The organism is Polaromonas sp. P1_H6 (genome assembly GCF_056405195.1).
This window is the reverse complement of the sequence record NZ_JBFUCN010000038.1, coordinates 1-13,523: the sequence shown is the minus strand read 5'-3', so window position 1 is coordinate 13,523 and position 13,523 is coordinate 1. Positions and strand designations below refer to the sequence as shown.

General features: G+C 64.7%; 9 protein-coding genes. 2 read left to right on the top strand and 7 right to left on the bottom strand.

The window, feature by feature from the left end:
• Positions 1–8: 8 nt before the first annotated feature.
• The 7 genes from AC1D1F_RS22870 to nirB all read right to left on the bottom strand — a co-directional run bounded on the left by AC1D1F_RS22870 (position 9) and on the right by nirB (position 9,882).
• On the bottom strand, positions 9–1,133 hold the full coding sequence (locus tag AC1D1F_RS22870) for a sterol desaturase family protein (protein WP_477696571.1): 1,125 nt from the start codon (positions 1,131–1,133) through the stop codon (positions 9–11).
• A gap of 100 nt (positions 1,134–1,233) precedes the next feature.
• Positions 1,234–2,226, bottom strand: a complete 993-nt coding sequence (locus AC1D1F_RS22865; RefSeq protein ID WP_477677629.1) for a hypothetical protein — start codon at positions 2,224–2,226, stop codon at positions 1,234–1,236.
• A gap of 63 nt (positions 2,227–2,289) precedes the next feature.
• Positions 2,290–3,057 carry a uroporphyrinogen-III C-methyltransferase gene (gene cobA, locus AC1D1F_RS22860; protein WP_477677628.1) on the bottom strand — a complete coding sequence of 256 codons (768 nt, stop codon included), beginning with the start codon at positions 3,055–3,057 and terminating at the stop codon, positions 2,290–2,292.
• 6 nt (positions 3,058–3,063) lie between these two features.
• On the bottom strand, positions 3,064–3,972 hold the full coding sequence (gene ybiB / locus AC1D1F_RS22855) for a DNA-binding protein YbiB (RefSeq protein ID WP_477696570.1): 909 nt from the start codon (positions 3,970–3,972) through the stop codon (positions 3,064–3,066).
• A 43-nt stretch (positions 3,973–4,015) separates the two neighbouring features.
• The gene (locus AC1D1F_RS22850; protein WP_477677626.1) at positions 4,016–6,955 is read right to left on the bottom strand and encodes a nitrate reductase; all 2,940 of its coding nucleotides are present in this window, start codon (positions 6,953–6,955) and stop codon (positions 4,016–4,018) included.
• Between the two features lie 23 nt (positions 6,956–6,978).
• Positions 6,979–7,401, bottom strand: coding sequence for a nitrite reductase small subunit NirD (gene nirD / locus AC1D1F_RS22845; RefSeq protein ID WP_477654916.1), 423 nt, complete (start codon positions 7,399–7,401; stop codon positions 6,979–6,981).
• Positions 7,402–7,446: 45 nt separating this feature from the next.
• Positions 7,447–9,882, bottom strand: coding sequence for a nitrite reductase large subunit NirB (gene nirB, locus AC1D1F_RS22840; protein ID WP_477696568.1), 2,436 nt, complete (start codon positions 9,880–9,882; stop codon positions 7,447–7,449).
• 393 nt (positions 9,883–10,275) lie between these two features.
• Here nirB and AC1D1F_RS22835 point away from each other — a divergent pair, with 393 nt between their 5' ends.
• Together AC1D1F_RS22835 and AC1D1F_RS22830 are read left to right on the top strand one after the other, a co-directional pair.
• Positions 10,276–11,562: a type IV pili methyl-accepting chemotaxis transducer N-terminal domain-containing protein gene (locus AC1D1F_RS22835; RefSeq protein WP_477678367.1), complete on the top strand. Its 1,287-nt coding sequence runs from the start codon at positions 10,276–10,278 to the stop codon at positions 11,560–11,562.
• 84 nt (positions 11,563–11,646) lie between these two features.
• A complete protein-coding gene (locus tag AC1D1F_RS22830; protein ID WP_477678368.1) occupies positions 11,647–13,395 on the top strand; it encodes a bifunctional protein-serine/threonine kinase/phosphatase in 1,749 nt (582 codons plus the stop codon).
• Positions 13,396–13,523 lie beyond the last annotated feature (128 nt).

Genomic DNA, 13,523 nt, shown 5'->3' with positions numbered 1-13,523 from the left:
CGCCAGGTTCACGGCTTCCAGGTGAACGGAAACTTGAGTTGCTTGAGGAAACCGTTGGGTACATAGTCGCCGAGCACGCCGTAACGTTCGGGCCAAAGCTTGGTGCTTTTGACGGCCGTGCCGAACAGGTAGTCGATGAAGGCGTAGTGCGCCGAGTAGTTGCGGTCCAGCGCCTCCTGGTCCTGGCTGTGGTGCCAGTGGTGGAAGTTGGGCGTGACGATGATGTAGCGCAGCGGGCCCAGGCGCACGCTCACGTTGGCATGGTTGAACACCGCCTGGAAGCCGACGATCACGATGTAGGCGTCTATCACTTCCTTGGAGAAGCCCAGCACGTAGATGGGCGCGAGGATCAGCGTGCGGGTGATCAGCAGTTCCAGGATGTGCTGGCGTGAACCGGCCAGCCAGTCCATGCTCTTGGCGCTGTGGTGCACGGCGTGCAGACGCCACAGCACGGGCACCTCGTGGTAGGCGCGGTGCGTCCAGTACTGCACCAGGTCGGCCACCAGCACGATCAGCAGCACGCCGCCCCAGAAGGGCAGGCCCTGCACCCAGCCGCGGATGCCGTCATTGGCGGCCCAGCCGAAGAATTTGTGCACCATCAGGTTGGTGGCCAGCAGCACGAAGCCCACGATCATGTGGTTGACGATGAAGTGGTGGAGGTCGGTCTGCCACTCGGCGCGAAATACCGGCTGGTCCTTGCGCAGCGCGAACAGCTTTTCAATGAAGATGAAGATCAGCGACGAACCCAGCAAGTCCAGGATGAACCAGTCCAGGCCGATGTAGGGCGTGTTGTCGGCGAAGTCGTTCACCGGCACCTTGTGGCCGCCCAGCAGCGCGGTGGCCACCACCAGCAGGAAGGCGGCGCCGGCCAGCCAGCGCGAGCGGTTGAAGATGATGTTGACCAGCGAGATACCGCCGGCGATCACCAGCGAGGTGAACATCACGATGCGGATGATGTCGACGTTGTAGCTCCTGCGCAGCTCGGGCGTGGTCAGGTATTCGGGGAAATGAAAGGCCAGCACGCCCAGGAAGCACAGCACGCCGAGGCCGAGCGCGATCACGCCGCTCATGATGCCGCGGCCGGGCCGCAGTTCGCCGTGGCTTCCCGTCAAGTCGTTGAGTTTTTCGAGCATCGCGTCTTTCCCTCTGCTGTTGTTTGACTTCGGGAGTGTAGCCGCGAGACGAGAAGCCGTGCAGCGCTTGCCCCGCCTGCACGGCCTCGGGGGCCGGAGCCTATTGCTTCACGATGACCGGATGGATCGTGAACACATTGGGATTTTTAGGCTCCACGGTCACGCGAACCCAGTGGATCAGCGGGCTGCCGAAGGTTTGCAGGCGTGTGAGGTTGGCGAGCAGCTTGGTCGGGCTGTACAGCGGCTTGTCGACCTTGAAGAAATGCGTGTCGCCGTGCACCAGCAAGACCTGGCCGGAGAACTGCTCTGTTTCGGCGATGACGCTGCTGATGAAGTTGCGGTAACCGCTGACGCCTGGCGCCTGGCTCTCGTCCTTGTCTTCGGTTTCCGGCAGGTCAAAGCCCGGGTCGGCCTGGATCACCAGCACCAGGCCGCGCGCCTTGCCGGCCTTGGCCTGGGCGAAAGCCTCCTGCAGCCAGCGCACATTCGCCGCGTCGCGCTCCAGGTATTCGGCATTCGAGGCTTCGCAGTGGGCCGCGGTGCGCGCGCTCTTCTGGGTGCAGTCTTTGTCGTCGAGGATCTTGTTGTTGTTGCTGCCTGGCACGTTCAGTGTCGCGAACACGATGCCCTGGTGCGCAAAGCGCGTGTTCTCCACGAACTTCTCGCCCAGCGGAGCCTGGTGAACCAGTGGCAGGGTGCGCTTGCCCAAGCTGCGCGCGGTGAGGAACATGGTTTTTCGCAGGTAGGCCAGGCGCTCCAGGCCGTCATAGCCGCCGTTGTTCAGGCGGTGGCAGTCCGTCCACTCGTTGTCGCCAGGCACATAGATGACGGGCTTGCTCAGTTCGCCGAACATGGTGAGCGCCGCTGCATAAATGTCATCGCTGCATTTGGAGCTGCCGTCTTTGATGTCGCCGTCGTAGATCGAAAAAGCGATGTCCGACTTGTTGATGCTTTTGAGCAGTGCGGGAATCTTCGGGTCGTCGCCGGCTTTTTGATAGGGCATGTCGCCCCACAGGCCGAATGAAAAACTTTGCGCTTGCGCAGAAGCCATGCTGAGCACCAGCAGCGCGCCGGCCAGAAAACGGTGAGACATGAATGCTCCAGTCGAAAGACCGGAAGCTTAGGCACCGCGCGTGACAGCGGTGTGACGCGGGACTTAGGCCGCGCGGACTGCGTCGGGATGCGCAGCGGCCAGCGCCACACCGCTGATCACGTCGCCCACGACGATGACGGACGGGCTGGCCATGCCGGCATCGCGTATCGCCGTTGCCAACTCGCCCAGGGTGGTGGTGATGTGGCGCTGCGTGGCCAGCGAGGCGCTCTGCACCACGGCAACCGGCGTGGCGGCCGGCAGGCCCGACAGCAGCTCGTCCTGGATGCGCTCCGCACCGCTGACGCCCATGTAAATCACCAGCGTGAGGCGCGCGCTGTGCGCGGTGGCGGCCAGGGCTCTCCAGTCGGTGCCGCTGTCGCCGGGTTTTGCATGGCCGGTGACGAAGACCACGCCATGCGCATGCTGGCGGTGCGTGAGCGGCACGCCCAGCGAGGTGACGGCGGCCAGGCCTGCGGTGATGCCGTTGACGACGTCCACTTCGATGCCGGCCTCGCGCAGGTGCTCGACCTCTTCGCCGCCGCGGCCGAAGATGAAGGGATCGCCGCCTTTGAGCCGCACCACGTCTTCGCCTTCGCGAGCGGCCATCAGCATGAGTTTTTCAATAAAGGCCTGGGGCGTGGACTTGCAGCCGCCGCGTTTGCCCACGTAGACGATGCGCGCGCCGGGCTGCGCGAAGGCCACGATTTCGTCGCTCACGAGGTCGTCCACCAGCAGCACGGTTGCGCGCTGGATGGCTTTCAGGGCCTTGAGCGTCAGCAGTTCCGGGTCGCCGGGCCCGGCGCCGACAAGGGTGACTTTTCCGTGGGTCATGGTGGTTTATTTGATTTGAGGCAACAGCAGCAAGATATGTTCCACCTGCCTGGCAATCGATGGCGGCACCGGCTTGTCGCCGGCCAGCACCGATTGAATATAGGCCGCGGTGGCGGCGGCGTCCACCGTCTTGGGCAGCTCGGGCAGGGAAGCCAGGGTGCCGGCCTGGGTTTCCTGCAGCAGCGAGCGTTTTCCGCTGATGAATGCCTCCATCTGCGGCATGCGGCGGGCATCGGCCACTCCTTCGCCTTCGGTGCCGCGCAGCAGCATCGCGTTGGCACCGGTCAGCTCAAAGGTCCGCGCCATCGATATCGCGTATTCCGGATGGGTGTAACTGCTCACCACCAGGCTTTTGCCCAGGCAGGGGCTCATGATCTTGACCAGGCTGTGCGCCGGGTTGCGCAGGCCCACGGCGCGGCGCACGTCCAGCAGGCGCTTGAGGGAGGGCAGCAGCAACTCGGTCGGCGCGAAGACCGCCTCGCCAAGGCCGATTTTGCGCACGGCCGACAGCGCATGGATGTCCAGGGCCTGCAGCACTTCGGAGGCGAACACCCGGCTCGATTCGGTGGGGGTGCCGTGCACCAGGACCGGCACGCCTTCGCGCGCCAGCAGCAGGGCCAGCAGGGGTGTCAGCACCGGCAGCTTGCGCGCGCCGTTGTAGCTGGGCAGCACCACAGTGGGGGTTTCGGTCGCGGGGAAATGCGCGAGGCGCTGGTGCAGCGCGTCGAGGAAACCCGCCATTTCTTCGGGCGTTTCACCCTTGATGCGCATGGCCAGGCAAAAGCCGCCGATTTCGAGGTCGGTCACCGTGCCGTCCAGCACCTGGCCCATCAGGTCGGTGGCCTGCTCGCGCGTCAGGGCGCGGGCGCCGTCCTTGCCGCGCCCGATTTCCTTGATGTACTGGCTAATACCCATAAGCGTGATTGTCCGCGAATGCAGATAACTTCTTGTTATGAGCTTAAACGACTTGCCGGATCGGGATCACGGTGCGCGGTGCTGGGGCCACAGCGTCGTTGCGCGCCGAACGCACCCGGCGTTTGAGTTCCGGTACGCAGGAGCCGCAATTGGTGCCGCACTTGAGCGTGGCTTGCAGTGAAGCCAGCTTTTCTTCGTCGGTGCCCAGGTGGCCACCACCACCGCCGCCCCGGCTGAGCAGCGCCAGATGCTCATCGATGGCCATGTCGCTCACGTTAAAGCAGGTGCATACCGGTTTGCCGCGCGACTGCACCGCCAACGGCGGCTTGGCGCCGGGCAGCAGCAGCAGGCGGCCGTAGGATTGCGCGGCCAGCTCGTCCTGTAGCAGGGTCCTGATCCAGGCCTGGGCGCTGGTGTCGCCCGCCAGCACAAAACCCGCGAGGTGGGCGTCGCCTCCGTTGCGCACCAGCCGCATGGTGCGGCGCTGGCCCTTCTTGCGATCGGCATAGCGCAGCACGTCCGGCGCATCCAGGCCAAAAATGCGTTCCAGCGCCGCCAGCATTTCGTCGGGCGGCGTCTCATGGCTTGCGGCGCGAAACAGCACACCGCTGCGTTCGCTGCCCCGATCGGCCAGTGGTGTGTTGTTCGAAAACGGCACGCAACTGGTAAAAGGAAATTGCGCCATCAGGGGCTTGAGCTGTTCGCGCACTGTCAACACGTCGCCCTCCGGCAGCCACGCCATGGCCAGCAATGTCCACGACATCTCGGCCTTCAGGATCTTGACAGCTGCGTGTTTGAGTTCGGGTTGTTTGGAGCTCGGGCAATAGGCCGAGGTGGTCAGCGCATTCACGCCGGCCAGCGGTGTGCCGCTGGTGGACTGGCCGCTCAAATACTCCTCGCCCCAATGCATGGCGATAAAGGCCTGGCTGACCGCCACTTCGGGCGAGGCTTGCAGCGGCACCACGATGGAGCCGCGCTTGGAGGTCACGTACACCAGGTCGCCGTCTTTTAGCAGGCGGCGCGCCATGTCCTGGGCGTTCATCTGCACCGCCGGCTCGGCCACGTGGCCGAACAGACGGCCCAGCGTACCGGTGCGGCTCATGCCATGCCACTGGTCGCGTAGCCGGCCGGTGGTCAGCGAAAACGGGTAGCGTGATTCGCGCGGCTCGGCCACCGGCTTGTAGACGGTGTTGGCAAAGCGGGCCTTGCCGTCGGCAGTGGGGAAGACGCCGTCTTCATAGAGCCTGGCCTTGCCCGCCGTGTCGCCCGGCTTGAAGGGCCACTGCCGCGGTTCTTCCTCAAGCAGCGCGTAGCTCAGGCCGGTGATGTCCAAGTCGCGGCCGCGGGTGGATTCGCGGTGTTCGTTCCAGATGACCTCCACGGCGAGGGTGGCGTCCTGCAGGGGGTAGGGGAAAAGGGTGGGGCGCGGAAGGGGTGGGGCCTCTCTCACGTCCTCTTCCGGAGAGGGAAGGCCGGGACGGGAACCCGCTGCCTTCAGCAAAACCTCAAGCCGCTGCGCGAAGTCCACTGCAATCGCCCAGTCATGGCGCGTTTCCCCGGGCGCGGCTACGGCCGGCCGCACGCGGCTGATGCGGCGTTCGCTGTTGGTCACCGTGCCGGTTTTTTCGCCCCAGGTGGTGGCGGGCAGCAGCAGGTCGGCATAGTCGCAGCTGGACGTGGTGGCAAAAGCCTCCTGCACGATCACCAGCTCGGCGCGCTCCATTGCGCGACGCACCGTGGCCTGGTCGGGCATGGACTGGGCCGGGTTGGTGCAGACTATCCACAAGGCCTTGATCTCGCCGTCGGCGGCAGCCTGGAACATTTCGACGGCGGTCTTGCCGGGTTTCTCCGGCACCGAGGGCACGCCCCACAAGGCGGCGATTTCAGCGCGGTGTTCAGGATTGGCCAGGTCGCGGTGGGCGCTCAGCAGGTTGGCCAGGCCGCCGACCTCGCGCCCGCCCATCGCATTGGGCTGGCCGGTCAGCGAGAACGGCCCGGCGCCGGGCTTGCCGATCTGGCCGGTGGCCAGGTGCAGGTTGATGAGGGCGGCGTTCTTCGCGGTGCCACTGCTGGACTGGTTCAGGCCCTGGCAATACAGGCTCAGTGTGGCGGCCGAGGTCGCGAACAGCCTGGCCGCGGCGAGCAGGTCTTCCTTTTTGATGCCGCAGGTCTCGGCCACCAGGTCGGGCGTGTAGTCGCGCACCGTGGCCTTGAGCGCGTCAAAACCCGTGGTGTGCGCCGCGATGTAGGCCGCATCGGTCCAGCCCTCCCACAGCATGATATGCAGCATGCCGTTGAAAAGCGAGACGTCGGTGCCGGGCTGTATGCCCAGGTAGAGGTCGGCGATCTCGGCCGTGTCGGTGCGGCGCGGATCGCAAAAAATGATCTTCAGCGCCGGGTTGGCGGCCTTGGCTTCTTCGATGCGCCGGAACAGGATGGGGTGGGCATAAGCCGTGTTGCTGCCGACGATGAAGATGCACTGCGCATGGTTCACGTCTTCGTAGCAGGCGGGCGGCGCATCGGCGCCCAGCGTCTGCTTGTATCCGGCGACCGCGCTGCTCATGCACAGGCGCGAGTTGGTGTCGACGTTGTTGGTGCCTATCAGGCCCTTGGCCAGCTTGTTGAAGACGTAGTAGTCCTCGGTCAGCAACTGGCCCGAAATGTAAAAGCCCACTGCATCGGGGCCGTGGTCGCGGATGATCTGCGCAAAATTTTCGCTGGCAAAGTCCAGCGCGCTGTCCCAGGACACCGGCTTGGGCGCCTCATGCCGGTGCTCGCGCCGCATCGGTTGCAACAGGCGCGTCTGCCGCGTGACAGCGGCCGAGGCGGTCAGCGCCAGCGTCGAACCCTTGGTGCAGAGCCGGCCGAAGTTGGCCGGGTGATCCGGGTCGCCGCGCACACCCGTGATCTCGTCATCTTGTGACTCAATAATCACTCCACAGCCGACACCGCAATAAGGACAGGTTGATCGAGTATCAGTCATGGAGGTTCGGGGGCGCCTTCAAATCACGCGGTGTGGGGTGCCTGTACGCTGAAGCTCTCGTCGCCGAGTGCGCCCGCGGAAGCGCCCGGGCCGGCGCGCGGCGGCTGCAGGTCCAGCGCCAGCGTGTCCAGCTCGGTGGCGTCCAGGAAGACCTGGCCGGTTTCCACCTTGCAGCTGAACTTGGGGGTGCAGCCCTCGTCGGGCTCCCTGGCGCAGCCGTCGGCCAGGCCTATGGTCCAGTTGTGCAGCGGGCAGGCCACGCTGGTGCCGAACACAATGCCCTGCGACAGCGGGCCGCCCTTGTGCGGGCAGCGGTCCAGCAAGGCGAACACCTGGTCCTGGTCATTGCGGAACACGGCCACGTCGATACCTTTCGCGCGTGAAACACGGCGCGAGCCGAGCACCGGGATGTCGGTGACCAGGCAGATTTTTTTCCATTCAGACATAGTGATCTCTCAATTCGGGCTTTGGGCGAGCAAGCGATGAAGCGGTCAGGCGGGAGCGAGTTTTTCAAACTGGCGGGTGTCCACGGACGCTTCTTTCAGGTCGAACCAGGGATCCGGTTCACCGTCGAGCGCGAACTGCAGCTGCTCCCACAGCGCCTTGCGGCCTTCGTGGTCTTCCAGGATTTTTTTCTTCACATAGTCCAGGCCCACGCGGTTCACATAGTGCACCGTGCGCTCCAGGTACCAGCCTTCCTGGCGGTAGAGCTCGCAGAAGGCGCCGGTGTACTCGAGCACCTCGGCAGCGGTCTTGAGCTTGGTGAAGAAGTGGGCGACTTCCGTCTTGATGCCGCCGTTGCCGGCGATGTACATCTCCCAGCCCGAATCGACGCCGATGATGCCGACGTCCTTGATGCCGGATTCGGCGCAGTTGCGCGGGCAACCGCTGACGGCGAACTTGACCTTGTGCGGCGCGTACATGCGCCACATCGCGCGTTCCAGGTCCTTGCCCATTTGCGTGCTGTCCTGGGTGCCCATGCGGCACCATTCGCTGCCCACGCAAGTCTTCACCGTGCGCAGGGCCTTGGCGTAAGCGTGGCCTGAGGGCATGCCGATGTCTTTCCAGACGTTTTGCAGGTCTTCTTTCTTCACGCCCAGCAGGTCGATGCGCTGGCCGCCCGTGACCTTGACGGTCGGGATCTTGTACTTGTCCACCGCGTCGGCGATGCGGCGCAGTTCGCTGGCCGTGGTCTCGCCGCCCCACATGCGCGGGATGACGCTGTAGGTGCCGTCCTTCTGGATGTTGGCGTGGCTGCGTTCGTTGATGAAACGGCTTTGCGGATCGTCCTTGGCCTGTTTGGGCCAGGTGCTGATCAGGTAGTAGTTGACGGCAGGGCGGCAGGTGGCGCAGCCGTTGGGCGTCTTCCATTCCATGAACTTGAAAGTGTCCGAAATGCTGAGCAGCTTGTTGGCCCGGATGGCGTCACGCACCGCCTGGTGGCCGTGGTCCGTGCAGCCGCACATGGCCTTGAGCTTGGGCGTGGCCGAGTAGTCGCCGCCGGCCGTGAACATCAGGATCTGCTCGACCAGGCCGGTGCAGGAGCCGCAGGAAGCGCTGGCCTTGGTGTGCTTGCGCACCTCGTCGAGCGTGAACAGGCCTTTTTCCTTGATGGCCTTGCAGATCGCGCCCTTGTTGACGCCGTTGCAGCCGCAGACTTCCGCGTCGTCGGACATCAGCGCGGCCTTGTTCTGGCCTTCGTGGCCGGCATCGCCGAGATTGGACTCGCCGAAGATCAGCTTGTCGCGGATGTCGGCCACGCTGCGGCCGTCGCGCAGCAGCTTGAAGTAGTAACTGCCGTCCACGGTGTCGCCGTAGAGGCAGGCGCCGACCAGCTTGTCGTCCTTGATCACCAGCTTTTTGTAGACGCCGCCGAAGGGATCGCTCATCACGATTTCCTCGGCGCCGTCGCCGCCCATGAATTCGCCGGCGCTGAACAGGTCTATGCCGGTGACCTTGAGCTTGGTGGAGGTCAGCGAACCCGAGTAGCGGCCTATGCCGAACTGCGCCAGGTGGTTGGCCGCCACCTTGGCCTGCTCAAACAGCGGCGCGACCAGGCCGTAGGCGATGCCGCGGTGCGCCGCGCATTCGCCCACCGAGTAGATGCGCGCGTCGGTGACGGTCTGCATGGTGTCGTTGACGACGATGCCCTTGTTGCAGTGCAGGCGCATGGACTCGGCCAGCTGGGTGTTGGGGCGTATGCCCACCGCCATGACCACGAGGTCGGTGGCCACTTCGCTGCCGTCCTTGAACTTGATGGACTTCACGCGGCCTTCGTCGTTGCCGGTGAGCTCCTGGGTCTGCGCGCCGATCAGGAATTTGAGGCCTCGGTCTTCCAGCGATTTCTGCAGCAGCTTGCCCGCCACGTCGTCGAGCTGGCGCTCCATCAGCCAGGGCATCACGTGCACCACGGTGACCTCCATGCCGCGCAGCATCAGGCCGTTTGCCGCTTCCAGGCCCAGCAGGCCGCCGCCGATGACGACGGCTTTTTTGTATTTCTTCGCCGCGTCGATCATGGCGTTGGTGTCGGCGATGTCGCGGTAGGCGATCACGCCCTGCAGGTCCTTGCCCGGCACCGGCAGGATGAAGGGGTTGGAGCCGGTGCACATCAGCAGGCGGTCGTATTCCTCTTCGGTGCCGTCCTCGGCGCGCACCACGCGCTTGACGCGGTCGATTTCCACCACTTTTTTGCCGGCATGCAGCGTGATGTGGTTGTCTTTGTACCAGTCCCAGGGGTTCAGGACGATCTCGTCCAGCGTCTGTTCACCGGCCAGCACGGGCGACAGCAGGATGCGGTTGTAATTGGGATGGGGCTCGGCGCCGAAGACGCTGATGTCATACAGGTCGGGGGCGACCTTGAGCAATTCTTCCAGGGTGCGCACGCCGGCCATGCCGTTTCCGACCATCACCAGTTTTGATTTTTTCATGGGGCTACTCCAGGGATTCAAAGGTTGCAGGTGCAAACGTCATGCCACGGCCGTGTAGCGCAACTCGCGCACGCACGCATCCAGTGGCCTGTCTTCAAGGCTTTCAAGCCGGTCCGGCTTGTCGGAAACAAGGTGAAATTCATGATGCTCTCTCCCGGTCAAACAGGGACCCGGGCTTAAAACCCGGTATGAGGCACACCATTACGTACGTCGTTGTACGCAGGACCCGCAGTGCATTCGCTAAGGTCGGGCGCGTCGTTACGCCCGCAATGGCTAATGCAAAACTTGTGCCATATCATTGGCCTGCGATGCGCGCCGCCGGATGCAACCGGCGCATGGCCCGCGACTTGCGTTCTGATTTACCCTGTTTTCCCTCTCAACCTATTGATTTGTATGACTTCCGCATTGGTACACCTCAACGGCCCCGCCGGCGGCAATCCGCTGGTAGCTGACCTGGAAGCGGCCGGCATCCAGGTCCTGGCGGTCGTCAGCGAGCGCAGCAAACTGGTGCAAGAGGTGTTGCGCCAGGCACCCGATGTGGTGATTTGCCACGATGCGCTGCCGGGCGAAGACCTGTTCAGGCTGCTGCAGGTGGTCAGTGACACCGCCCCGTGCCCGGTGATCGTGTTGACCACCGACAGCGACGCCGCCAGGATCACGCGCGCCCTGGAAGTGGGTGTTCATGCCTATGTGGTCAACGGCTACGGCCCGCAGCGCCTGCGGCCCTTGATCCACCTGGCCCAGGCACGCTTTCAGCGCGAGCAGGCCCTGCAGGGGCAGATCAAGGATGTCGCCAGCCGGCTGGAAGAGCGCAAGGTGGTGGACCGCGCCAAAGGCATCCTGATGCGAGCCCGCCAGGTGTCCGACGACGACGCCTTCCAGATCCTGCGGACCGCCTCCATGCACACCAACCAGCGCCTGGGCCAGGTGTCGCAGCACATCATCCATTCGGCGCGCTTCGCCGAAGACGTCAACCGCTCCGGCCAGCTGCGCATGTTGTCGCAGCGCCTGGTCAAGCTGGCCCTGCTGCGGCTGGCGGGGGTGCAGGCCGAACGCGTGACAGAGCTGCTGAAGGAATCGGTGCTGCGCATCGACGCCAACATCGCCGCCCTCGGCAAAAGCCTGTCGCAGCCCACTTTTGGCGACTTGCTCGGGCAGGTCACGGTGACCTGGACCCGCCTGAAGCCTGCCCTGCAGGGGAGCCCGGCCGCCGGCGAGATGGCACACCTGGATGAGCTGGCCGAACTGCTGCTGCAGGAAGCCGAACGCATGACCGGCAGCCTGGAAAACGCCGGCGCCATGCCGCCGCTGCAAATGCTCAACCTGGCCGGGCGCCAGCGCATGCTGAGCCAGCGTTTCGCGAAATACGCGCTGCTCCAGGCCTTGGGCGGCGTGGCCGTCTCGCAGCGCAGTGAGGCGGGCATGGCCGAGTCGCAGGCGGCATTCGAGAAGGCGCTGCAGTACCTCAACGACATCCCGCTGACCAGCAAAGAGATTCGTGCGTCGCTCGACAAGGCGGCTGCGGGTTGGACGCAGATGCGCGCAGGCGCCGCAAGCATCGCCAAAGGCAAAGATGCCAGGCGCCTTGAAGGGCTGGCCATCGCCAGTGAAGAACTGCTCGACGTCTTTGAGCAGCTTTCGGTGCAGTACGAGCGCAGCATGCAGATGCTGGTGGGCTAGCTAGTCCCTTAACGGCCCTGCCCCCGGAACAGTGCATTGCTGCAATGCACCAATATCGGGCATTGAACTTGCTTACATTGGTGCATGGCATTTGATCTGGACATTGGCTTTGCAACCCTCGCAGGCCGCAAAAGCAGCAACGAGGATTTCTGCGCGGCCATGCTGCCCGAGCCCGGCTATGAGGGCATGGGCTCCATCGTCGCGATTGCCGACGGCGTGAGCACCGGCGGCATGGGCCGCGAGGCGGCGCAAACTACCGTCACCAGCCTGGTCCGCGACTATTACGGCACGCCCGAGACCTGGGACACCACCGTGGCCCTGGACCGCATCATCGGCGCGCAGAATGCCTGGCTGGCCGGCATCAACCGCCGGCGCCAGCCGGCCATGGGCCTGACCACCCTCACGGCGCTGGTGCTGCGCGGGCAGTCCTACACCCTGGCGCACGTGGGCGATTCGCGGGCCTATCTGTTGCGCGGCGGCACGCTGCAGCAGCTCACGCACGACCACGCCGTCAACCATCCCGATTTCAAGCACCAGCTGCTGCGTTCCGTGGGCGCTGAAGACCATGTGGTGGTCGACTACATGCAGGGCGACCTGCAGGTGGGCGATGTGTTCGTCCTCGTCACCGACGGTGTGCACGGCGTGCTGCGCGATGCGCGGCTGAAGGATTTCGCCGGCCTCCAGGAGGCCGGCGGCGCCCAGGTGGCCAGCCAGGGCCTGGTGGACGCCTCCCTGGCCGCCGGCAGCGACGACAACGTGACGGCCGTGGTGGTTCGTGTGCGAGGCCTGCTGGATGCCACGCTGCAGGACGTGACCCGCATCGCGCAGACGCTGCCCATTCCGCCGCGCCTGAAGGTGGGCGACGTGATGGACGGCCTGGCTGTGACGGCCCCGGTGGCCGACAACGGCATCAATGTGCTCTACCAGGTGCGCGACCCCGCCACGCGGGTGCTGTATGCCCTCAAGACCCTGAACCCCGCCCGCTCGCACGACGAAGAAGAACGCGCCATGCTGGCCCACGAAGCCTGGCTGGCCCTGCGCATGCAGTCGGGCAGGGCGGCGGCGCACCTGGTCAACCTTCACGACCGCCTGCCGAACGGCCAGGAACGTAGCGCGTTTTACCTGCTGTATGACTGGCACAGCGGCGAGACACTGCAGCAGCAGCTGGACCGCCGGCATAAATTCAGCGTCGAGCAGGTGCTGGGCGTGGCCACCCAGGCGGCGCGCGCACTGGGAAGGCTGCACCGCCAGTGCGTGATCCACCGCGACATCAAGCCCGCCAATCTGCACCAGGGCGAAGACGGCGTGCTGCGCCTGCTGGACCTGGGCGTGGCGCTCAGCGGGCGCGAACCCGAAGCCATGCGCAAGCTGCACGCCGGCACGCCCAGTTTCATCAACCCCGAGCAATGGGGCTTCAGCGCCGCCGCTGCTGACGGCCCCGAGGAACTGCCAGACGCGCAAAGCGATTTGTTCGCGCTGGGCGTCACCCTGTACCAGCTGCTGACCACCCGCCTGCCCTATGGCGAGGTGCTGCCTTACCAGGCCGGCCGCTATTACCGCGACCCCGTCGCGCCCAGCCGCATCAACCCCGAAGTGCCGATCTGGCTGGACCACGTGGTGCTCAAGGCCGTCGCGCGCGACAAGCGCCGGCGCTTCGAAACCGCCGAGGAGCTGTTGCTGGCGCTGGAGCGGGGTGCTTCGCGGCCGCTCACCGCGCCGCAGGGGACGCCCTTGATTGAGCGGGATCCGGTGATGTTGTGGAGGTTGTTGTTGGCGGTTAGTGTTGTGGTGAATTTGTTGTTGATTTATTGGTTGTTGTTTTTACCAAGATAAGGGTGGGCCGGGTCTTGCTCCGGCGAGTGCGCTTCCTCTGTGCTCTCTTTTACGTTCTGCTGGCCGGGGGTAGCCCGGCGGCTACTCACTTTTCTTTTGCTTCGCCAAAAGAAAAGTAAGCAAAAGAA

What these genes read in the sequence shown, in the direction of transcription:
- AC1D1F_RS22870 (WP_477696571.1), bottom strand. Translation starts at nt 1,133, where the DNA reads ATGCTCGAAAAACTCAACGACTTGACGGGAAGCCACGGCGAACTGCGG.
- AC1D1F_RS22865 (WP_477677629.1), bottom strand. Translation starts at nt 2,226, where the DNA reads ATGTCTCACCGTTTTCTGGCCGGCGCGCTGCTGGTGCTCAGCATGGCT.
- cobA (WP_477677628.1), bottom strand. Translation starts at nt 3,057, where the DNA reads ATGACCCACGGAAAAGTCACCCTTGTCGGCGCCGGGCCCGGCGACCCG.
- ybiB (WP_477696570.1), bottom strand. Translation starts at nt 3,972, where the DNA reads ATGGGTATTAGCCAGTACATCAAGGAAATCGGGCGCGGCAAGGACGGC.
- AC1D1F_RS22850 (WP_477677626.1), bottom strand. Translation starts at nt 6,955, where the DNA reads ATGACTGATACTCGATCAACCTGTCCTTATTGCGGTGTCGGCTGTGGA.
- nirD (WP_477654916.1), bottom strand. Translation starts at nt 7,401, where the DNA reads ATGTCTGAATGGAAAAAAATCTGCCTGGTCACCGACATCCCGGTGCTC.
- nirB (WP_477696568.1), bottom strand. Translation starts at nt 9,882, where the DNA reads ATGAAAAAATCAAAACTGGTGATGGTCGGAAACGGCATGGCCGGCGTG.
- AC1D1F_RS22835 (WP_477678367.1), top strand. Translation starts at nt 10,276, where the DNA reads ATGACTTCCGCATTGGTACACCTCAACGGCCCCGCCGGCGGCAATCCG.
- AC1D1F_RS22830 (WP_477678368.1), top strand. Translation starts at nt 11,647, where the DNA reads ATGGCATTTGATCTGGACATTGGCTTTGCAACCCTCGCAGGCCGCAAA.